The organism is uncultured Methanobrevibacter sp. (assembly GCF_947169325.1).
GTDB lineage: Archaea > Methanobacteriota > Methanobacteria > Methanobacteriales > Methanobacteriaceae > Methanocatella.
This window is the reverse complement of sequence record NZ_CAMVPN010000045.1, coordinates 1-20,450: the sequence shown is the minus strand read 5'-3', so window position 1 is coordinate 20,450 and position 20,450 is coordinate 1. Positions and strand designations below refer to the sequence as shown.

22 protein-coding genes are annotated in these 20,450 nt (G+C 34.4%); 17 read left to right on the top strand and 5 right to left on the bottom strand.

Annotated features, from left to right (window positions below):
* The 3 genes from Q0W26_RS07405 to Q0W26_RS07395 form a co-directional block, all read left to right on the top strand.
* Positions 1-792, top strand: a 792-nt coding sequence (locus Q0W26_RS07405) for an Ig-like domain-containing protein (protein ID WP_298523649.1), incomplete at its 5' end; no start/stop codon positions are given.
* A gap of 132 nt (positions 793-924) precedes the next feature.
* Positions 925-1,629 (top strand): ABC transporter ATP-binding protein, encoded by a 705-nt coding sequence (locus Q0W26_RS07400; RefSeq protein ID WP_298523648.1) that lies wholly within the window; start codon positions 925-927, stop codon positions 1,627-1,629.
* A gap of 4 nt (positions 1,630-1,633) precedes the next feature.
* Positions 1,634-3,904, top strand: a complete 2,271-nt coding sequence (locus Q0W26_RS07395; RefSeq protein ID WP_298523647.1) for an ABC transporter permease — start codon at positions 1,634-1,636, stop codon at positions 3,902-3,904.
* 413 nt (positions 3,905-4,317) lie between these two features.
* Here Q0W26_RS07395 and Q0W26_RS07390 read toward each other — a convergent pair whose 3' ends face one another.
* The 4 genes from Q0W26_RS07390 to Q0W26_RS07375 all read right to left on the bottom strand — a co-directional run bounded on the left by Q0W26_RS07390 (position 4,318) and on the right by Q0W26_RS07375 (position 6,772).
* Positions 4,318-4,911 carry a hypothetical protein gene (locus Q0W26_RS07390; RefSeq protein WP_298523646.1) on the bottom strand — a complete coding sequence of 198 codons (594 nt, stop codon included), beginning with the start codon at positions 4,909-4,911 and terminating at the stop codon, positions 4,318-4,320.
* 95 nt (positions 4,912-5,006) lie between these two features.
* Positions 5,007-5,663, bottom strand: coding sequence for a hypothetical protein (locus Q0W26_RS07385; RefSeq protein WP_298523645.1), 657 nt, complete (start codon positions 5,661-5,663; stop codon positions 5,007-5,009).
* A complete protein-coding gene (locus Q0W26_RS07380) occupies positions 5,656-6,195 on the bottom strand; it encodes a TIGR00730 family Rossman fold protein (RefSeq protein ID WP_298523644.1) in 540 nt (179 codons plus the stop codon). The genes Q0W26_RS07385 and Q0W26_RS07380 overlap by 8 nt, the downstream gene beginning before the upstream one ends.
* A gap of 10 nt (positions 6,196-6,205) precedes the next feature.
* Entirely contained in the window at positions 6,206-6,772 is a 567-nt protein-coding gene (locus tag Q0W26_RS07375) for a DUF2115 domain-containing protein (protein ID WP_298523643.1), read from the bottom strand.
* 69 nt (positions 6,773-6,841) lie between these two features.
* On the opposite strand from Q0W26_RS07375, the gene Q0W26_RS07370 reads away from it, so the two are divergent.
* From Q0W26_RS07370 to Q0W26_RS07320, 11 genes are all read left to right on the top strand, one after another.
* On the top strand, positions 6,842-7,486 hold the full coding sequence (locus Q0W26_RS07370) for a hypothetical protein (protein ID WP_298523642.1): 645 nt from the start codon (positions 6,842-6,844) through the stop codon (positions 7,484-7,486).
* A 35-nt stretch (positions 7,487-7,521) separates the two neighbouring features.
* On the top strand, positions 7,522-7,989 hold the full coding sequence (locus tag Q0W26_RS07365) for a hypothetical protein (protein WP_298523641.1): 468 nt from the start codon (positions 7,522-7,524) through the stop codon (positions 7,987-7,989).
* A gap of 118 nt (positions 7,990-8,107) precedes the next feature.
* A complete protein-coding gene (gene nikR / locus Q0W26_RS07360) occupies positions 8,108-8,560 on the top strand; it encodes a nickel-responsive transcriptional regulator NikR (protein WP_298523640.1) in 453 nt (150 codons plus the stop codon).
* A gap of 20 nt (positions 8,561-8,580) precedes the next feature.
* A complete protein-coding gene (locus Q0W26_RS07355) occupies positions 8,581-9,351 on the top strand; it encodes a methyltransferase domain-containing protein (RefSeq protein ID WP_298523639.1) in 771 nt (256 codons plus the stop codon).
* A gap of 4 nt (positions 9,352-9,355) precedes the next feature.
* Positions 9,356-9,844, top strand: a complete 489-nt coding sequence (gene hycI / locus Q0W26_RS07350; RefSeq protein ID WP_298523638.1) for a hydrogenase maturation peptidase HycI — start codon at positions 9,356-9,358, stop codon at positions 9,842-9,844.
* Positions 9,841-10,935, top strand: a complete 1,095-nt coding sequence (locus tag Q0W26_RS07345) for an acetyl-CoA carboxylase biotin carboxylase subunit family protein (RefSeq protein ID WP_298523637.1) — start codon at positions 9,841-9,843, stop codon at positions 10,933-10,935. Before hycI ends, Q0W26_RS07345 begins: the two co-directional genes overlap by 4 nt.
* Positions 10,936-11,002: 67 nt before the next feature.
* Positions 11,003-12,085 carry a glycosyltransferase family 4 protein gene (locus tag Q0W26_RS07340; protein ID WP_298523636.1) on the top strand — a complete coding sequence of 361 codons (1,083 nt, stop codon included), beginning with the start codon at positions 11,003-11,005 and terminating at the stop codon, positions 12,083-12,085.
* A 23-nt stretch (positions 12,086-12,108) separates the two neighbouring features.
* A complete protein-coding gene (locus Q0W26_RS07335; RefSeq protein ID WP_298523635.1) occupies positions 12,109-13,539 on the top strand; it encodes a Mur ligase family protein in 1,431 nt (476 codons plus the stop codon).
* Positions 13,540-13,618: 79 nt separating this feature from the next.
* Positions 13,619-14,059 (top strand): hypothetical protein, encoded by a 441-nt coding sequence (locus Q0W26_RS07330; RefSeq protein WP_298523634.1) that lies wholly within the window; start codon positions 13,619-13,621, stop codon positions 14,057-14,059.
* A 6-nt stretch (positions 14,060-14,065) separates the two neighbouring features.
* On the top strand, positions 14,066-15,325 hold the full coding sequence (locus Q0W26_RS07325) for a hypothetical protein (protein ID WP_298523633.1): 1,260 nt from the start codon (positions 14,066-14,068) through the stop codon (positions 15,323-15,325).
* A 35-nt stretch (positions 15,326-15,360) separates the two neighbouring features.
* Positions 15,361-15,792 (top strand): DUF356 domain-containing protein, encoded by a 432-nt coding sequence (locus Q0W26_RS07320; RefSeq protein WP_298523632.1) that lies wholly within the window; start codon positions 15,361-15,363, stop codon positions 15,790-15,792.
* Here Q0W26_RS07320 and Q0W26_RS07315 read toward each other — a convergent pair whose 3' ends face one another.
* A complete protein-coding gene (locus tag Q0W26_RS07315; RefSeq protein ID WP_298523631.1) occupies positions 15,793-16,281 on the bottom strand; it encodes a multiprotein bridging factor aMBF1 in 489 nt (162 codons plus the stop codon). It lies immediately after the preceding gene.
* Positions 16,282-16,464: 183 nt separating this feature from the next.
* Here Q0W26_RS07315 and Q0W26_RS07310 point away from each other — a divergent pair, with 183 nt between their 5' ends.
* The 3 genes from Q0W26_RS07310 (at position 16,465) to Q0W26_RS07300 (ending at position 19,919) form a co-directional block, all read left to right on the top strand.
* On the top strand, positions 16,465-17,703 hold the full coding sequence (locus tag Q0W26_RS07310; protein ID WP_298523650.1) for a proteasome-activating nucleotidase: 1,239 nt from the start codon (positions 16,465-16,467) through the stop codon (positions 17,701-17,703).
* Positions 17,704-17,844: 141 nt separating this feature from the next.
* Positions 17,845-18,864 (top strand): PH domain-containing protein, encoded by a 1,020-nt coding sequence (locus tag Q0W26_RS07305; RefSeq protein WP_298523630.1) that lies wholly within the window; start codon positions 17,845-17,847, stop codon positions 18,862-18,864.
* A 17-nt stretch (positions 18,865-18,881) separates the two neighbouring features.
* A complete protein-coding gene (locus tag Q0W26_RS07300) occupies positions 18,882-19,919 on the top strand; it encodes a TIGR01177 family methyltransferase (protein ID WP_298523629.1) in 1,038 nt (345 codons plus the stop codon).
* The last annotated feature ends 531 nt before the right edge of the window (positions 19,920-20,450 follow it).

Genomic DNA, 20,450 nt, shown 5'->3' with positions numbered 1-20,450 from the left:
AATGCTACTGGTATTGAAGTTCCTGATTGGGTTTCTGATTTGTTTAATGGTACTGAGTTTGATTTGTCTGGTTTGTTGAATGCTACTGGTATTGAAGTTCCTGATTGGGTTTCTGATTTGTTTAATGGTACTGGATTTGATTTGTCTGGTTTGTTGAATGCTACTGGTATTAAGATTCCTGATTGGATTTCTAACTTGTTAAACGGTACTGTAATTAGTAATATCACTGATTTCAATGTTTCTAAAATAATAAAAGATTTAATTGGTGGTGAAACTCCTAAAGATTCCATAACCAGTGCAGATTTAACCAAATACTACACTCAAAATACAGGATTCAAAGTCACTGTCAAAAATGGTGATACACCTTTAACCAAAGGAAAAGTCATTTTCACTGTTGATAATAAAGAGTATGTGGGCAGTATCGGAAGCGATGGTGTCGCATCAGTAACTCTTAAAAACTTAAAACCAGGAACACATTACATCACATCAGAATATGGCCAAACATTAGTTAAAAACAAGATTACAGTTAAAAAATCTATAATCACCAAAAACGTATCTAAAAAATACAAAAAAGCAGGCAAATTCACTGTAAAACTTTTAAACAGTAAAGGGAAAGCTTTCGCAAAACAAACTGTAAAAATTAAATTCAAAGGTAAAACCTACAAAGTTAAAACAAACAGCAAAGGAATTGCTACTTTTAAATTAGCTAAAAACTTAAAAGTTGGCAAATACACAATTAAAACAACTTACGCTGGTTTGACCTTATCAAACAAAATCACAGTTAAAAAATAAATTTGTATTTTATTAGTTAGTTCATGTTTTGAGTTTTAAACTCAAAACCTTTTTTTTATTTTTTATTTTTTTCCATCACGTTCATTTTTTAAAATAAAATTATAAGTATAATTAAATAAAGAATAGATTATAATGAGTACAATTATTGAATTTATAAATGTGGTAAAGGAATACAAATCTGGAGATCAAATCTTAAAAGCTATGGATGATGTTAATTTTACGATTGACGAAGGAGAATTTGTTGTAATTCTTGGGCCTTCAGGCGCCGGCAAATCAACACTTCTAAACCTCTTGGGAGGATTGGATTCTGTTACTTCTGGTCAAATCATTGTAAACAGTCAAAATGTGGAAAGTTTCAATGACAATCAGCTGACTGAATACCGTGCAAAGAATGTTGGATTCATATTTCAGTTTTACAACCTGATTCCAAATTTGACCGCACTGGAAAACGTTGAATTGATGAAGGACATTGTGGATGTTGACATTGACGGACTGGAAGTTTTGAACTCAGTCGGGCTTAAAGAACATGCAAACCAATTTCCTGCACAGTTGTCTGGTGGAGAACAGCAAAGGGTATCAATAGCAAGAGCTGTAGCTAAAAAGCCGACCATGCTTTTATGTGATGAGCCGACAGGAGCACTTGACTCAAAAACAGGTGTGCTAATTTTAAATTTGCTTCAGGATATGAGCAACAATCAAAACACTACTGTGGTAATTGTAACTCACAACGCAATACTTGCAGAAGCTGCCGATAAGGTAATAAGAATCAAAAACGGTCAAATAGAAAGTATTGTTATTAATGATAATCCAAAAAAGGTCACTGATTTAGAATGGTGAGTATATGCTAACTAAAAAGATGTTAAGAGACATCAAAAAGCATAAAACACAATTTCTATCTATTTTTCTAATGGCTTTTTTGGGAGTTTTTGTTTTTACGGGCGTAGGTGGAGAGGCACTTGGCCTTGAAGTCAATGTCAATCAGTTTTATGAAGATACCAATTTGGCTGATGGGTGGATTTATTCACCTTACCTTAATGATTTGTTTTTGGAGCAGGTTAAACTATTAGGTGCAACCACACAAATGGAAAGGCAAGTTGTAATTGACTCGACTGCCGACTTCGAAAACAAGCCCGACGTTAGGCTGCATTTTGTAGAAAATAATACTCTGTCGAAATTTTATTTAATGGATGGCCAACCATTGGACATTAATGATTCGAATGGAGTATGGTTGGATAAAAATTTTGCTGATGCCAAGGGCTTAAAAGTTGGAGACAATATCTCATTTGAGTTTGAAGATTATGAAATCGAAAAAGAGATTAAGGGTATTGGATGCTCTCCGGAATATGTATATCATGCATCTACATATTCGGTAATTCCTGATTTTAACAAAATAGGATTTGCATATCTCTCTTATAAGGCATTTCCAAGTGACACTGTACCGTATAATGTTTTGAATGTCAAGTTTGATGGGGAACCTGAGATTTACAAGGAGTTACTGGATTATCGGTTGGATGGGTATTACGTTACATTTCTTGAGAAATCAGAGCATTCAAGTGTAAGTCAGTTTTCAGACCAGATCAGCCTGCACAAAATGATGGCGGATGTGTTTCCGGTTGTATTCATTTTAGTTTCAATGCTTATTCTTTTAACTACTATGACAAGGATTATAACTCATCAAAGAACTCAAATTGGGGTTTTGAAAGCTATAGGATTTAAAAATCGCACAATTGTTATGCATTATTTGTCTTATGGTTTTTGGATGGTTTTAATAGGTTCTGTTTTGGGATTAATTTTGGGACCAACGATTGTGCCCAAGTTGTTGTATTCAGTGATGGATTCAATGTTTATATTGCCTTCATGGGAACCGGTTTGGGGCATTAATTTTATTTATGTTGTAATTTTAATGGTGTTGATGTCTTTGGCGGTTTCATTTTATTCTGCTAAAAGCATTTCCGATGAAAATCCTGCTGAGTCCATTAAGCCTAAAGTGTTAAAAGTATCCACATCTGGATTTGTAGAAAAATCAAGGATTTGGAGCAGATTTTCATTTAACGTACGTTGGAATTATCGTGATGCTAAACGGAATAATTTCAGAGCATTAATGACGGTAATTGGTGTAATGGGGTGCACTATACTTTTAGTGTGTGCATTTGGCCTGAATGATTCAATGAATGACATATCCGAATGGGAATTTGGTCAAATTGACAATTATGATTCTGAATTGATTGTTGATGATAAAGCAGATTCTTCTGTAATTGATGATGTTGTCAATGAGGTTAATGGCGATAGGGTTATGAAAAGCGTAATTGAAATTGAATCGCAGATTGCTAAAAAGACAGGGGTGCTTTTGGTTTTGGATGGAACTGATTTGATAGGTACAACAGATTCGGATAGGAACGAAATTGAAATTGGCAATGATGATGTCTCAATATCACAAAAAATGGCGGATTTGTTGGGCGTTAATGTTGGGGATACCGTAAAATGGCATAGCATGGATTCAAATAAATGGGTTGAAACGAAAATCACCATGATTCATGCAGATCCTAATTCTCAAGGAATTATAATATCAAAAGAAAAATTACATGATTTGGATTTGAATTACACTACAACAAGTATCGTTACAAACGAGCATGTTGATAAGAATTATTCTGGGATTAAGTCTTTCAATACGGCGGATTCCAGGACTGGAAGTTGGTATGGCATTACACTTGCAGCATGGATATTAATATATTGCTTAGTAGTATTTGCATCTCTTCTCTCAATGATTGTACTTTATAATTTGGGACTGCTGTCATTCGTAGAAATAGAACAGGACATCGCAACATTAAAGGTTTTAGGATTTAAAACTAGCGATTTGCGAAAGCTGCTGCTGACACAAAACTTATGGTTTACAACAATTGGGTTTTTATTGGGTCTTCCTTTAGGAGATTACATCTTAAAAGTAATGTGGGCATCAGTTGGGGATTCTTATTATGTATTGCCGTATATATCTGCCACAAACTTTGTAGTCACAGCTATCATAACATTTTCTTTATCGATAATTGTGAACTTGATGTTTTCACGCAAGATTAAAAAGTTGGACATGGTCGAATCACTTAAACGTGGGGAGTAATTTTCAACAGTAAGGTTTTGCTAAAATAATCATTTTTGTACTTTTGGATGTATCTTTGCAAGGTGGGACAAAGTATTTTTTCTAAGAGATATTATTATCGTTAATGTGGATATTAGGAAAATCAACAATAAATTAATTAGACATATTTTAATGAAATATTTATTCAATTTAATAGTAGGTTGATGATTGTGTAATTTAAGATAGGGGATTATTTGATTTGTGTCTGATTTGACATTAACAGTGGGCCTTTTTAAAATCAATCTTGTTTTAACGGGCGATATATATCAAAGTATTTTCAAAAGTAGTATTTCAAGGGCATTTTGCTGTTGTTAATGTTAGCTTTGCTTAAATTAATGTGTTGGAAATTTCCTAACAGAATATCATGGCTCTTGATTAGATAATCAAACAACATTTTAAATGAAATCCCTGAATTCTATAATGAAGTCATGATTAATTTTCATGATGAAATCTGATACATATTTTTTCAATTTTTTGTGGTTTTCAGGAGAATTGGATAATAAATATACTGTTTCAGGTTTTAGTTCAATATTTCCAATTTCTTTGGATTCGACCAGACGAAATGCGGGTTTATATCCTTTGCAATATCCAAATTTGGTTTTTGTATTTTTTATTTCATCAAGTTGTTTATAAGTGCCTTCAGGTATGATTTTAAGGTTATCAAAATTGATGTCAAGAGCGCTTACTGAGGTGATACTTGTATGGAGCTTTTTATTTTCACACTCTATTATGGTATAATCCAGATTCATTTCAATAAGTTTATCAATAATCTCTTGTAATTTATTATTTAAGCCGGTTTCATCTTCAGCATTTAATTTAAAATAACTCAAATCAAGAGCAACATCAAATATGTTTATTGGTTCCATTTTAAAAAGTTCATGGGATGAGGATTGCTTTGTTGAATCTGCATATTCGACGAGGACTTTGTTAATGACTGGTATGTTGTCATAATCCAAAATCATTATTGAAAATTTTTTTGATATTGCCATAAGAATACTATTAACTTTTAATAAAATAAATGTTATTGTTAATTTTGTAAAGTTATATCATTTTTTTTTAAAAATATTATAAAAAAAAGTAAAAATTACGTGTCATTTTTCTTGTAAATAATAACTCTGTCAATCATTTCAATCAGTAGTTTGTTAATCGGATTTTTAAAAGACAAAGGATGTTCTTTCGGATATTCATCGCTTAAAGGAATTACTCTAAAACTAGACATGCACAAGTCAGTTGATCTGATTGCAAAATACGCCTGATACTCTCCGTTTACAATGTTTGTCATGATTCCAATGTCTTCAGTCGGGTTATGGCCGGATATGCCTTCCTCAGCATAAATGTTAAATTTTTTAACTTTATCTGCTGAAATCAGATAGTAATGCACCATATATTCATATTCGTCCTCTTCAAGGTCATAGTCATCATATTCTTCAATTTCATCGCAATCCTCATCAGGAATGTTTAAATTGGAATTGCAGTAAGCAAGTGAAATGTATATGCCGTCCCTGTCAAGGGCTTTGGAAATGATGTCGAAATAGGTGTTGTCCAGTTTTTGGGTTTTGTATCTGTCGCCCAGCACTTCCGGAACTGTATGGGTCATTCCTCCATATTCGATAACAGTGCAGTAGAAATGCTTTTCTCCAAGATAGCCAGCAGTTACAGCCTTTTCTATTGTTTTTTTAATGTCAATATCGGCTGTTTCCAGTTTTTTAGCAGTCTCTAAAGCTTTCTCATCACTAATCATCTAATCCCTCTAAATACCTGAAAATTTCATCGACGCTGTTTGCTGTCTTGAAGATTTCGCATTGCTTGTAAAGAAATCCTTTTTCGCTCATTTCATCAATCATTTCAAACATTTTGTCATAAAATCCGTCAATGTTAAACACTATAATTTCTTTATCGTGTTGTTTTAATTTTTTAAGGGTGATTATCTCAAAGAATTCATCAAGGGTACCTATTCCTCCGGGAGTTATTATGAATGCCTCGGAGTTTTTAACGAACTCGTTTTTTCTCTCGTCCATGGTGTCGACATAAATGAATTCACTGCATCGCTCACATAATGGTTCAAAGTCTCCAATCCACTCGGGAGCAATTCCTATTGATTTTCCGTCATTGTCATGAACTCCCTTTGCACAGGCCCCCATCATTCCTGTGTCTCCGCCACCAAAAACCAGGGCATGTCCTCTCAAAGCCATTTCACGGCCTAGCTCGTAGGCGGCATCGGTGTAAATATTATCTATTTTTCTGCTTCCGGATCCGTAAAGACAAATGTTCATGTTTTCTCTCCTAAATGTCAGGTGTCTGTTCGGCAATGCATAAATGGCATACTGCACCGTCATTGTCCTTTTGATTATCTTTTACAGGACATAAAAACACTCCATTTCTTTTTTCAACTTTTAAATGTCCTGGGAATTCGCTTCCAACTGGATGAATTGGTTCTTCCAGAATAAATGTTGTGTATAATGAAGTTATCACATAAATCAATGGGAATTTGCCGTCATCGCTGATTCTTTCCTTTTCAAAAGTCCTCTCAAGCATTGGAAAGCTTTCATCAAATGCCTTTTTGTCAATTGTTTTTTTGTTGTAGCTGTCATTTTCGAGAACTTCCTTCATGCGCATTATGAAATATTTAATATAAATTTCCAGGTATTTTTCCCTGTAATTTGCTTGAACATACTCTCCGTCTTTTCTCATGTGTGCGCTGGCCAACATCAGATCGTATACTGAAATTATTGCAGCATATTCTTTAAGTATCTCCATTAACTCTGTGGTTGTTATCTCTTTTTGAGGAGATAATTTTCTAAGGTCGGTTAATATGTCTTCAGCTTCCATGGTGTTAATTATAATTTTCATGATTTATAAAAATTTTTTAACATAAAATACTTAAAAAGTAAATTATATACAAAATATGGGGAAGTTATTATGAGCGAAGATTTTATGGAGATTTCAAAAGAAGACATTGAAGAAGTCGAAAATGCTTTAAAAATTAATTCTGATTACAAATTAAAAAACTCTAAATTTAATATTAAAACTTTTCAAAAGGCAAAAGATATTGTAATAATTCAATATGTTGCAAATGTTGAAAATGAGCTTGTTTTCCAAACAAAAGAGGAAAACGGTAAATATTATATTTCAAAATCATTTGACCTATTTAAGGAAGTCATAATCAGTGGCAATGCATCAAGAGATATTTTCCAGTCTGTATCATTATACTTCTATAATGTCATTGAAAATGATGATGTGGATTTCACTGAAGAAAAAGAGGAATTGATCAGCTTTTTGATGTTGACTGAAGAATATGATGAAGATAAGCTCAACGCCGAACTGGAACCTTCAAAGATAAGGCAGGATTACAAAGCAGATCATGACAGGATTTATGGTGATGAAAATTTAAACCGTGTTCAAAAGAGTTTGGCTCTAAAAGAGCTGGTTCACATGTCCATTTGCCAAGTTGTCGATGACATTGATTTATTTTTCACAAGGCCCTACAATCTGACTCCCGAAGAGAATGCTGAAAAAAACAGGCAGGAAGCAAAAGCACTGCAAAATGAGCTCCAGTTATCATAAGTATTAAGTAATATTAAATTCATAATTGGTATTATATGATAGCCATTACTAAAAATGAGGAAGTTGTCTTAAACCAGATTAAAATTTTTGACATGGAATATCCGCAGGGCATTCCAGTCAATGTTTTGAGAAAGGATTTGGGATTCCACGAGTATGATTTGATTCATATTCTGGAAGAATTGTCTGAGAAGAATTTGGTTGTTTTTAGTGATAATAAGGTGAACTTGTCCGAACATGAAAAGGAAGTCAACACAGTTAATTCCAGAAAAGACCTTAAAGAGCTGGAATTGAACATGAAGGAAAAGGAATCCTATGAATTAATTAGGGATTTGGTTGATGAAAGGAATCTTGTTCCAAAATACTCCCTTGAAGGTCATTTGTTGTATGGGGACTTGAAACTCACTAATTTTAGAATGTACCATATCATATTGTCTCTTCAAAATAAAGGGCTTTTAAAACCAATCGACAAGGACGACGGGGAATACTATCTTCTTGTTGAATAATATTTTTTTTAAAATTTTTATGTTTTTGAGTAATATTATTTTTCAATTTAATCATAATATTTATATATCCTAAATAAAATAATAATAATTAATATTAATTATTTCGATGTGTTTTTTTATGATGAGAATAAGTATGTCATTACCAAAAAAATTACTCGCCGATTTTGATGAGGTATTAAAAGAAAGAGGATACCAGTCACGTTCGAAGGGAATTCGTGATGCTCTTCAAGATTATATCGTAAGATATCAATGGATGAATTCCATGGAAGGTCAAAGGATTGGAATTGTCACTATCATCTATGATCATCACTACACTGGCGTTATGGAAAATTTGGCTGAGATTCAACACAGTTTCAGAAATGAAATCAATACAAGCATGCACATTCACATGACCGACAAATACTGCATGGAAATCGTTGTCGTAAATGGGGACATTGCAGAAATTCGTGATTTGACCGAAAGAATCATGAGGCTTAAAGGTGTTGAACACGTAAAACTTACAAGTACCGCAAATGGAGAAGACTTTAATGAACCTGGTCACTCACATGACCAGGGACACCACCATCATTAAACTCTTTTTTTTCTTTTTTTATGAAATTCAAAACAACAAAATATCATTTTGATTTATTAAACGATTCCTCTCGTTTAGCCGTATTTTTGGAAGCTATTAATGAGTATGAAGGTAATACGGAATTAGCTTATGATTTGGGATGCGGCAGTGGGATTTTATCTTATTTTTTAAGTTCACATTTCAATGAAGTAATTGCAATTGAAGTAAATAAACAGGCAAGTGACTGTGCAATGGAAAACTTGGCAGATTTTAGCAATGTCAATGTGGTAAACAGTGATGTTTTGGAATGTGATTTTGAAAAGAAGGCGGACCTGCTCGTATGTGAAATGATGGATACTGCATTAATCGATGAGGAACAGGTTCCGGTATTAAACCATGCAAAACAATTCTTAAAGGATACGGGTACGATAATACCTAAGGGAATAATCAACTCCTGTGAACTTGTAGACATGGAAAGGGAATACCTCCATTGGGATGAGAATGTGAATTACGATGTCATGTCCGATCCAGTCATCTATTGTGAAATTGATTTTTTAGATGAAATCAATCCTGAATTTGAAGCCACATTGTCAATAAAAGCCAAACGTGACGGCAACATTAACGGCTTAAAAATCACAACATTCACAAAACTTAATGAAAATATCGTTTGCGGCCCGACACCTATGTTGAATCCTCCATTATTAATTCCGTTTGAAAAACAGTCGGTAAAAAGAAATGATTTTATAAATGTTAAACTAAAATATATTATGGGAAATGGAATTGAGAGTATTGAAACTGATATTCTAAGGTGATAACTTGACTTTTGAATCTCAATTAAGGGACTTTTTAGAAGGCTATGAGAAACTTATTGTATTGGGCGTTGGCAATGAGCTCAAATGCGACGATGGTGTAGGTCCATATATAATCAAAAAATTTAAAGAAACCACTTTGGAAGACGGTCAGAAATTACTGTTCATTGATGCTCAAACAGTTCCTGAAAACTTCACAGGCAAAATCCGAAAGGAAAATCCGTCTCATTTAATCATCGTTGATGCATGTCTGATGGATTGTGAGCCTGGAGAGATGAAAATCGTAGACAAACATGATTTTGCTGATATCGGCATTTCCACCCATTCAATGTCATTGTCATATTTTGTAAGGTTTTTAGAAAAAGGCAATGACAATTTAAGAATAATATTTGTTGGAATAGAGCCGGAATCCATGGATTATGCTGACATGCCGACCGAAAAGGTTGAAAATGCGGCAAATGATTTTATAAACATTTTTAATGAGATTATATTATGAAAATTTTATTTATTGGTTCAAGATTATATGATGACATTGACTGGTATGTAAGAAGCAAAGGCATTGAAAGCGTACTTACAGAATCAAATGAGGAAGCTATTAATTTGGATTTGCCAGATCAGGTATTTATTGTCCCTCGGGGAATGGATGGTCCAAAACAGGTTGCATTAATGCAAAATGTTGATGCCATCGTGCCGTTGATCGGAATAGACCCTCCCCTGATTGATGTGGCTTACATGAAAGAAGAAATCGAAGAAGAATACGGAATTCCTGTTGTTGCTGCTGGCGTAAGGGCAGTTGAGCTTACATCCAATAAAATCAATACAAAAGAATTTTACACAGAAATTGGTGTGGCTACTCCTGATTATCAAATTATAACAAGTCCTGAAGAGCTCACATTGGACCTTCCTGTCGTTTTAAAACAGGGTGAAGGCCAAGGAGGAAAGGACATTAAAGTTGCTAAATCTTTTGAGGATGTTCAGGATTACTTCAATGATTTTAATCAGGCATTATGTGAAAGATTCATTGAAGGTTCTGAAATATCAATTGAAGTGCTGGGCTTCAACGGTGAATATGTTGCATTGCCTCCAATATATAAAGGAGAGACAACTTTGGAAGGAACCCATCCTTTAAATAAGGTCAAAACCGGCCCGTGCATGGTTGAAGGGCTTGATAATAATTTGGTTCAGCACACTGCATATAAGGTCGCTCGAAATCTGGATTCAGACGGAATTTTCGAAATGGATTTCATGTTTTCAAAAAAAGATGATCAGCTATATGCAATCGAAGTCAATACAAGGCCTAACGGCACCAGATATTTAACAACCGCAACTTGCGGTGTCAATTCTTTATGTGAATTGGTCAACATGGCCATTGGAGAATTTTCACTTGCCAATGTCAGCGATAAACTACAATATTACTACTCCACTGAAATTCCGATAGGAAACTATGAAGGTCCATCTCCAAATGAGCCTGTAAAGTCTTTTGAGCATAATGACTTTGTTGTTCATGGTCCTGCAGGATATCAGAGAGTGACTGCAAGAGCAGATTCAAAAGAAGAACTTGATAAATTGGTTGAAAAATTAACATGATGTCTGTGTTATAAGTTATAATTATATACTATTATCAATAGATATTCTTAATAGTTTAAGATGTTGATTGTGTGGTAATATGAATAATACAGATATGTTAATTCTTTTTTTAATAACATTATGTGCTACAATATTCTTTACTTGGTATGTGAAAAGAATATTGCTTAAAGCAAGGATTGCTGATAATCCGATAGTTAGTGAACATAGGCATAAGAGCGGTACTCCAACAATGGGGGGTATTGCATTCTTATTTACAATTTGTTTGATTATATCTTTATATTACCAAAATACTCCAATTCTAATTTTATCTTTCATCATGCTTGCAGGCGGAATTGTAGGTATGGTTGACGATTTGATAGGTCTTAAAGTAAAGGAAATTCAAAAAATCGTTGTGAATATTTCAGATGATGTAATTGCTCTTGGGAGATTGGATGTTGAGCCTGGCGAAGAGGTGCGTGTTGCAACTCCAAAAGCAAAAGCTGAAGTTGACGATTTACTTAAAGAAGGCAAAGTTGAAGTCATAGGTGAAGTTCCAATCAAAACAGAACCTGAAGAACTTGAAAAGATTATCTGTCAAATTGTATTAGGATTGTTTTTAGGATTAACCGGTGTTGGCGTAAGTTTAGGCGGTTTTCAATTAGGCATTTTAGCCATTCCTGTTGTAATAATAGCAATCTTAGGATGTATCAACTCTGTTAATCTAATCGATGGTATGGATGGTCTTGCAGCAGGTATTGTGGGAATTGCATCAATCGCATGTTGCGTTTACGGTTACTTATTCGGACCTGCAACAATTATCCCTCCATTTTTGATTTTAACAGGGTTATGTTTAGGATTTTTAGTATTTAACAAGCATCCAGCTTCAATATTTATGGGGGATACCGGGTCATTCGTGCTGGGTACAGGATATGCGGCAGCAGTAATCATAACAGATTTGCCTTACTTCGGAGTTCTCGCATTGGGTGTTCCAATTATTTCAGTTGTTGTAAGCCTTCTTCACAGGGCACATATCATTAAACTGCCGGTAGAACCACTGCATCACACTTTAAATCATTACGGTATGTCTGAAACAAGAATAGTATTGAGCTATTGGGGATTTACAGTTCTATTATGTATAATTGGAATTCTTGCTAAGATGTACTTATTCTAATTTTTATTTTTTGGAGTGATTAAATGAATATTCAAGATTTGGCTAATTCTATAGATGGAAAACTAATAGGTAACGATGACTTTTTTTCGATAGATGGATTTACAGGAAAATTTACCTTTCTAAATGACTCTCACACTGGAGACATTGTCATAAGGCATTGGATTAACGATACTGGAATCCAAATGGCTTTCAATAAGAATATTGCATGCCTCATCACTCAAACTCCAAAAGATGGCGCTATTGAGATGGCTGAAAAATTGAATTTCCCGTTGATTGTTACCGATAGGATAGAGCTTGCAAATGCATATGCCCTATCACACACTATAAAAAAGTACTCTCCAAATTCAACTAATGTTGTAATTACCGGAACCAACGGCAAATCAACTACTTCACATTTAATTTATCATATTTTGAATGCTGCTGGTTTTCATGTGCTTACAAACACTGACAGTGAATCTGAATTCAACACATTGATTGATCCTATGGTTTCTAAATTGATTTCAGATGAGGTCATTGAAAACGGTGCGCTGGATTACCTTGTAATTGAAGTGTCTGAGGTTCAAGGATGGTTGGGAAACCTTATGGAAAATCATGCTGCACTGATGAGTGATGCGGCTAATCCTAAAGTGGCCGTGATTACAAACATCGCTATGGACCACATTGGACTTGTAAATTCCATTGATGATGTCTTCAAGGAAATTTCAGCAGTTCCCAAAGCTATTGGAGATGGCATTTGCATACTCAATCACGATGATGAGCTGGTAATGAAATTGGATGCGAAAAATCCGTTCTATATTTCAATGTCTGAACTGGCCCAGAAAAATGCAGTCTATTATAACGGCAATGGAATCATTTACGATGGTGACATGATTTTGTCAAATGAGGAACTTCCATTTACAAGCAGTCATTTCATTCAAAACATATTGTCCGCCATAGGGGCTACAATCTCTTTAGGTTTGGACATGGAATCCATTGTAGAGGGTGTTAAATCTTACAAAGCTTTGAATAGGCGTTTTGCAAAATTAAACGATGAACCTTTAATACTGGATGATTTTGCACACAATCCTGATGGAATCCGGGCAACAATCGAAGAGACCAAAAAATTGCTTCAGGAAAATCAGACATTATATGTCGTATGTGCTATTAGGGGCTCAAGAGGGGTTGAAATAAATCAGTTGAATGTTGATGCCCTTGTCGAATCCATGGATGACAGCATAGAATTGATTTTATCTTCAAGTTGTGATGTTGTAAATGATTTGAATTTTGTCGAAGAAAATGAAAAGGACGTGTTCTTCAACACATTAAATGAAAACGACATTCATTTCATCCATTATGATAATCTGAAGGATTGCTTAAGTGAAACTTATAAGAAAGCAGATAAAAGAGACATTATTCTTTTGATTGGCGCACAGGGAATGGATCCTGCCGAGTCACTTTTACGTGACATAATATAAATTTAAATATCATATTAACTTAATATAATAAATGTATAATTTATTCTTATAATTGGAATAGATACATGAGGATATAAACATGTTTATAAAGATTAGAAGAGACACATTAATTATTTTATTACTCGCATTTATGTTGATTGTTTGTGGTCGTTTAATTACTTATGTGGCTTTTGCATCTTCTGATGAGATTAATGACGGTATCCCGATTTCTGGAATTATTGTTAAAGGAAATGATATAGTTCCGGTTGATACCATTAGAGCTAATGTTATGCAAGCAGGTTTTAGGGATGGTAGTGTAATTTATGGGGATGTATTGAAGACATCCAAAAGAGAAGTTTCCCTACAGGATGCCCTTCAGACGGCTCAGGAATTTGCAACGCAATCGACGGTTCCAGGTACATCTGTAATGCCGATTACAGCTGCAGATGTTCAGGTAGATAAGAATACTGGAGTAGTCACAGTTACTGTTATCGAAGACTTTTCGTCTGTTGAATTGGAGAATGATACTCGCAGTGGGTGAATGGATATGAATAAGTTTAGGACATCAATCATATTTTTCATGATACTTTTATTGTCTATGAGTAGCGTTGCAGCTACCTGTAACATCATTATCATTACAGACCCTACTGGTCAGGATCCGAATGGAGCTGCGGCAGGAAGTATGTCTTTTGCAGACAACATGTTCCAATCCACATTTTTAATGTCTAAAAATAATCAATTTGCAGTACTCTCAGGGGGTACAGGTAGTTCCGATACAAGGTTGGATTCTATTGTTGATGCAGTTGCGAATTTGGAAAATAATGCTTCTGCAGCATCAGCGGCATCCATTGCATCAAGTTATAAGGGAGCTCGTCTTCTTGTTGGAGGTCCTAACATTGGTGCGGCAATCGGCGGATCATTTGATGCTTATGTCATTACTGTAGACGATTTTTCAAACACCATCAAAGTTACTCCATACAATAGTGGTGTTGCAACTTTGCAGCCAGGTCAGAAAGGAGCTATTATTCACTTGAGGAATACTGATGGAAATCCAATGTATGGTACTGCAGAGTCTGTAAGAAAAGAAACTGCTATGAATATTGGAAAAATGATTCGTGATGGTTATCCAGCAACCACCATTCTTTCAGAGGCAATGGGTGAAGTTGCCAATGATTCTGGAGAAAAATACGGTGGGGGTGGTGTGAACCTTGTTTCAGGAATCTCCACTGGAGACATGTTTACTCCTAAAGACATGAACGAATCCGGTTATCCTATGGATGAGGAGTACTCAAAAGTCTGTGATAATTGCGGATGGAGTGTGGGATATCCTACTTCCGAACGTTACGACAAATGTCCTGTCTGTGATGGGGACCTTTCAACAGTATATGCATATCAGGCATTGGGAAATGCATTGACGGTCAGTCCGAATTCGGTCAGTGTATCCGTTTATGGAAGTGACAAGCCTGGTTTAGCTGCAACTACAAAAGAGATTGTTGAAGCATCAGTTGCAAAATATGGTTATGACGCATCTGCCATTTCAGGTTCTATTAATAGAGCTATCAATAATGGTCTTTTAATGGGTGTTGACCATGTTGAACCTAAAGATATCAATGTAAAACAAGGTTCAAAAGCAGTGGGTGTCTATTATAATGCCCTTCCTGGTGATAGGTCATCTCCAGCTTGGGATTTACCGATTGATGGAAACATTCTAAATATTTTGGGAAGCATTCAAACTGCCGTTGGTATTATTTTAATTTTGTTGGTGGTATTTAGAAGCAGATTATTGAAATCTTTCCAAAACAGGTGATTTTTCACCTTTTTATTTTTTTTTAAGTGATAATTATGGCTTTAATTTTAGTTAGAGGAGAAAGTAATTCAAAAGTGCTCAGTGCAATTGTTGATATGGAAAGACATGGTAACATGAATCTTGTTACAAGACCGAAGGTTATAAGTGCCGAGTTTGCTGATTCTTTGGTTGAAAGTATATTAAATTCCACTCTTAAGACAAAATCAAATGTTGCAACCGCATTTTTTGTAAGGGAAGACACCACTTTAAGCATTATGCAGGTTAAAAAGATTCATCCGCCAGCTCATGTTGTGGTTGTCAGCAGTGAATATGAAGGTTATGCCAAACTTGAAAAGCTGATGGACGATGCAGATAATTTTTCAGGATATCATTCTCAAAAGGCTACAAACGAGGGGATGATTGATTATAAGATCATTGGAAAAAACAGACATGTCAAAAATGAAAAATTAAATAGCTATCTTAAATAGCTATTTCCTTTTGATTTTCATCACGCTTCCTAAAGTTCTCTCGCCGGATGAACTGTTGAGGAATTGATTCAAATCAACATTATTTACTTTTTCAAGCAATTTAATATTCAGTGCTTTTTCTAATTTTTTTGTTAGTTTTGTATCCGGGGTCATTTTTCCGGTTTCAATTCTTGTAATGACTGAAACACGTTCATTTATTTTGCGACCCAAATCTTCTCGAGACCAGCCTTTGGATTCTCTTGCTTTTCTGATTTCATTGTTGAAATCTTCAATTAATTCTTCAGAAGGTTCATCTCTTCTTGTGTAGTTTCTGTTCTTTGTATTTTTCTGTGGTTTGTTTTTTTGCTGCACGTATCTTGGTTTTGGTGGTGCTTTTTGGATTGTTCCTAGTTTTGAACATTCTTTACAAACAACCATAACTGACCCTTCGATTTTTGCTCTTATTGGATTATGTTCAGGGACTGGTTTACCACATATTTCGCATTCCATTTTAATCAGTTTCCTATATTTCTTTAGTTATATTATATTAAATTCACTATTAATATTTGTTAGTATAATGTAAAATGAATACCTTTAAATACTTTAAAATTACAAATTGTTATTAAAGTAACTTAGTATGTGAAATTTATAATAAACTAACTGGAGATGATTCACATGAATGATTTCGATGATTTGGAAAATTCTTCAAAAGAACAATTGATTGAAAAAGTAGAATCGCTACAGGAAGAAATCGATTATTTGAGAGAAGAAAAAACCAAAGCTAAAAGTAACTTGATGTGGAAAGTTAGGAAATTAGAAAAGGATAAAGTCCTAATTGAAAATGAAAAGATTAGATTAGAAAGAGAAACTAAATCTTTACGTTCAGAAGTTGACAGATTTAGATCCCCTCCTTTAGTATTGGCTACTATCACTGAAGTTTTAGATGATAACAGAATGACTGTAAAAAGTAGCACAGGGCCTAGTTTTCTTGTTAATTACTCAAAATTCTTAGATGAAAAATTATTGGTGCCAGGTTCAAGAGTGGCACTCAATCAACAGACTTTTGGTATAGTTGAAGTACTACCATCAGAAAAAGATGCAAACGTTTCAGGAATGGAAATTGAAACAAAACCAGACATTACCTACGATCAAATCGGTGGACTGGAAGAGCAAATTATTGAAGTTAAAGAGACTGTCGAACTGCCTTTAACTGAACCTGAATTATTTGAAAAAGTAGGTATCGAACCTCCTAAAGGAATATTGTTATACGGACCTCCGGGAACTGGTAAGACTTTGCTTGCAAAGGCTGTTGCAAACGAAACCAATGCTACATTCATTAAAATCGTTGCATCAGAATTCGTTAAAAAATACATAGGTGAAGGTGCAAGGTTAGTTCGTGAAGTGTTTGAGCTTGCAAAGGAAAAGGCACCTGCCATTATTTTCATAGATGAGCTTGATGCAGTTGCAGCCAAAAGGCTTAAAAGTTCCACCAGTGGTGACAGGGAAGTTCAAAGGACACTGATGCAGCTGCTCGCAGAGCTTGACGGTTTCGAATCAAGAGGTGACATCGGTATCATTGGAGCTACCAACAGACCGGACATTTTGGATCCTGCATTATTGCGTCCTGGTCGTTTTGACAGATTCATTGAAGTTCCGCTTCCTAACATTGACGGAAGAAAGGAGATTCTCAAAATCCACACCAAAAAGATGTCCTTGGATGAAGAGGCAGACATCGAACTGCTTGCCGATTTGACTGACGGTCTTTCTGGTGCAGATTTAAAAGCGGTATGTACCGAAGCAGGTATGTTCGCCATTCGTGACAAACGTGACAAAATAACTGTCGATGACTTCATGGATGCTATCGATAAGGTCATGAGCAAAACCAAAGAAGAAGAAATATTCAATACAGAAGCAGGAGTAATGTTTGGATAAATCAATAATTACGATTGCTAAAATAAGCCGATGATGAACCCTATGAGCTCTGATATGTGATGAATGATGGGCGAGCTGAGGCTTATTTTAAATACTTTTTTTGTAAAACTTTATTTAAAAGTTATTTCTAATAGTATAATTATGTTATTCAGTAAAAATGATGAAAGAGCTAATGAAAGAGTTCTTTATAAAACAAAGCCGAATATGATTTTAGGCTGCAAAAAAGCTATTTATGGTGTTGTTTTATTAGCTGTTGCTTTCGTCGTTTCACCGATGGCAATACAATTCATCGGCAGGATGCAGGTTTATTTGATTTCTCAAATTCAATTGCCTTTAACAAGATATGCTGCAATTGCATTTTTCGTTGTAATTCTTGCAATTATTTTATACATCATTTGGCAGCTTCTCAGGTGGTTTTCTATAGAGTATACATTAACAGACTCTAGAATCATTATCAAATCAGGATTGCTGTCAACCAAAAAGAATTACATGCCATATTCAACAATTCAGGATATCAATACTTCCCAAAGCATTTTCGCAAGAATGTTCAATGTGGGTACCCTTTCAGCTTTCAGTGCATATGACAATAATCAGATAAAGCTTGAAAACATTTCAAACCCTTCCGAAGTGGAGGAGATAATCTTTTCTAATATGTTGGGATACAGAAACTTCCAGGAACCTCCTAGGAACTTCATCAACAGACCTCAGAATAATCCGAGACATGTCGAAACTCAAAACAACGAGTATTATGATGAGTATGAACCTATCACACCAATCGGTCATGAAAGAAATGATTATCAAAGAAGGGAATATGAATATTATCCTGATGAGTTCAGCTTTCAGGAATCCAGAATCAACAAATATGAATATGAACCGTATGGTGATGATCTGGATTATAATGTTGAACGTGTCATGAACACTTCCAGGGATAATATAATATATGAAGGTTCTTCAAATGACTTTTCCAATGATGGCTATTATAATGAAGTAAGGGACAATTATTCTCGCAATGACAGGGATTACTATCAGGATAATGAAAGACAATATTACAATAATGATATTGATGACAAAAATTATCAAAATGAGCAAAATCAAGTGGATGAAACCGATGATTCAAGTGAAAAGGTTATAAGGAGACACTTTGATAAGTTTAAAAGATAGTTATTTGGTGGGTTTTAATGGAATTACTATGCATACAATCTCAGGAACATCCTCTGTTGCCTCAAGCCGAACTTAAAGCGGTAATTGAATGTGAAGATATTCATGCAGACATGGATGTCGTTTGCGAGGGATTGGTAATTTTAAAAAACATTTCCGAAGATAACCTTTGCAAATACTATAAAATTTTAACAAAACGGTTGGGATATACCCATGAAGTCCATGAAATGATTTTGAAATCCAGTGTGGAAACCCTGGAGAAGGATATTTCCTCAATAGATTGGCATGAATACATTGATGAAAATTTTGCTGTACGCGTAAAAAGGGTCAATTCCCAAATTGATACTGTCGCATTCGAAAGAAAAATAGGATCCTTGATTTTGGAAAACTGTGATGGAATAAAGGTAAAATTGAAAAAGCCGAAATCATTGATTAGAATTGCTGCTTTTGAAAATCAATTATATGTGGCTATTGAAAGAATCAAACTCAATAAAAAACATTTTGAAGAAACCAAACCTCATAAAAGACCATTCTTCCATCCTGGATCCATGAGTCCGAAGTTAGCAAGATGCATGGTTAATCTTTCAAGGGTTAAGGAAGGCCAGCTGTTGCTTGATCCATTTTGCGGAACCGGAGGAATACTGATTGAAGCGGGTTTGATTGGATGTAAGGTTTTAGGTTCTGATATTTATTGGAAAATGAAAAACGGTGCTGCAATTAATTTGGAACATTATGGAATTACTGATTATAGGACATTCAACATTGATGTTCGTGAACTTAAAATGTATGAAAAGGTAGCAAGTGTCGTTACCGACCCTCCTTATGGGAAATCCACCACAACAGGAGGTATTGAAGGTGACGGAATTTTTAAGGAATTTTTCATTTCAATCTATGATAATATGAGGGATGACGCTTACCTTTGCATGGCCAGTCCTCACTATGTGGATTTGCAGCCGATTGCAGATGAAGTAGGCTTCGAAATAGTTGAGCAATATGGAATTAAAATGCATAGAAGTTTAACCAGAATTATTTCAGTAATTAGAAAAAAGTTGGATTAACTAAATTAATATAGTTACATTTATATACTACTTATTTTTTTTCATCTTATTTTTTAGTGAAAAATTGATTAGGTTTCTTTATTTAATAATTTGGCTTAATTATTTTTTCTTATTCAATTTATTTAGCATTTTAAAAATTTTTATTTTTAACATTTGTTATATTTTTTATTTTCAACTAATTTCACATGAAATATCTTAATTGTTAATAATTTCAAATATATGTTTGATTTTCAAATTTATAATGATAATTGCAATATTTTTTAATTGATTTTGTTACTAAAATTCATCTGTCTATTAGATGTGCTATGTGTTTTATGGCGATGGTTTAAGTTATATTGTATTATACAATGTTGACTATGATGACTGCTTTTCCGCATGTAGCTATACATTAGTGAGTACTTGAATTTTCTCAAGTATGATGTTGGTTTTGTAGATGTGGTGAATTAGTTACAAATTAATTTGTTTCAAATTTAGTGTATACTCGTCTATATTTTTTAGCGTACTTCATAATATCTTTACTTATTATGTCTG

Excerpts from the sequence above, each read along its gene's own strand:
- Q0W26_RS07355 (WP_298523639.1), top strand. The coding sequence starts at position 8,581 with ATGAAATTCAAAACAACAAAATATCATTTTGATTTATTAAACGATTCC.
- Q0W26_RS07320 (WP_298523632.1), top strand. The coding sequence starts at position 15,361 with ATGGCTTTAATTTTAGTTAGAGGAGAAAGTAATTCAAAAGTGCTCAGT.
- Q0W26_RS07400 (WP_298523648.1), top strand. The coding sequence starts at position 925 with ATGAGTACAATTATTGAATTTATAAATGTGGTAAAGGAATACAAATCT.
- Q0W26_RS07330 (WP_298523634.1), top strand. The coding sequence starts at position 13,619 with ATGTTTATAAAGATTAGAAGAGACACATTAATTATTTTATTACTCGCA.
- nikR (WP_298523640.1), top strand. The coding sequence starts at position 8,108 with ATGATGAGAATAAGTATGTCATTACCAAAAAAATTACTCGCCGATTTT.
- Q0W26_RS07315 (WP_298523631.1), bottom strand. The coding sequence starts at position 16,281 with ATGGAATGCGAAATATGTGGTAAACCAGTCCCTGAACATAATCCAATA.
- Q0W26_RS07325 (WP_298523633.1), top strand. The coding sequence starts at position 14,066 with ATGAATAAGTTTAGGACATCAATCATATTTTTCATGATACTTTTATTG.
- Q0W26_RS07305 (WP_298523630.1), top strand. The coding sequence starts at position 17,845 with ATGTTATTCAGTAAAAATGATGAAAGAGCTAATGAAAGAGTTCTTTAT.
- Q0W26_RS07300 (WP_298523629.1), top strand. The coding sequence starts at position 18,882 with ATGGAATTACTATGCATACAATCTCAGGAACATCCTCTGTTGCCTCAA.
- Q0W26_RS07370 (WP_298523642.1), top strand. The coding sequence starts at position 6,842 with ATGAGCGAAGATTTTATGGAGATTTCAAAAGAAGACATTGAAGAAGTC.
- Q0W26_RS07395 (WP_298523647.1), top strand. The coding sequence starts at position 1,634 with ATGCTAACTAAAAAGATGTTAAGAGACATCAAAAAGCATAAAACACAA.
- Q0W26_RS07365 (WP_298523641.1), top strand. The coding sequence starts at position 7,522 with ATGATAGCCATTACTAAAAATGAGGAAGTTGTCTTAAACCAGATTAAA.
- Q0W26_RS07380 (WP_298523644.1), bottom strand. The coding sequence starts at position 6,195 with ATGAACATTTGTCTTTACGGATCCGGAAGCAGAAAAATAGATAATATT.
- Q0W26_RS07335 (WP_298523635.1), top strand. The coding sequence starts at position 12,109 with ATGAATATTCAAGATTTGGCTAATTCTATAGATGGAAAACTAATAGGT.
- Q0W26_RS07345 (WP_298523637.1), top strand. The coding sequence starts at position 9,841 with ATGAAAATTTTATTTATTGGTTCAAGATTATATGATGACATTGACTGG.
- Q0W26_RS07390 (WP_298523646.1), bottom strand. The coding sequence starts at position 4,911 with ATGGCAATATCAAAAAAATTTTCAATAATGATTTTGGATTATGACAAC.
- Q0W26_RS07375 (WP_298523643.1), bottom strand. The coding sequence starts at position 6,772 with ATGAAAATTATAATTAACACCATGGAAGCTGAAGACATATTAACCGAC.
- Q0W26_RS07385 (WP_298523645.1), bottom strand. The coding sequence starts at position 5,663 with ATGATTAGTGATGAGAAAGCTTTAGAGACTGCTAAAAAACTGGAAACA.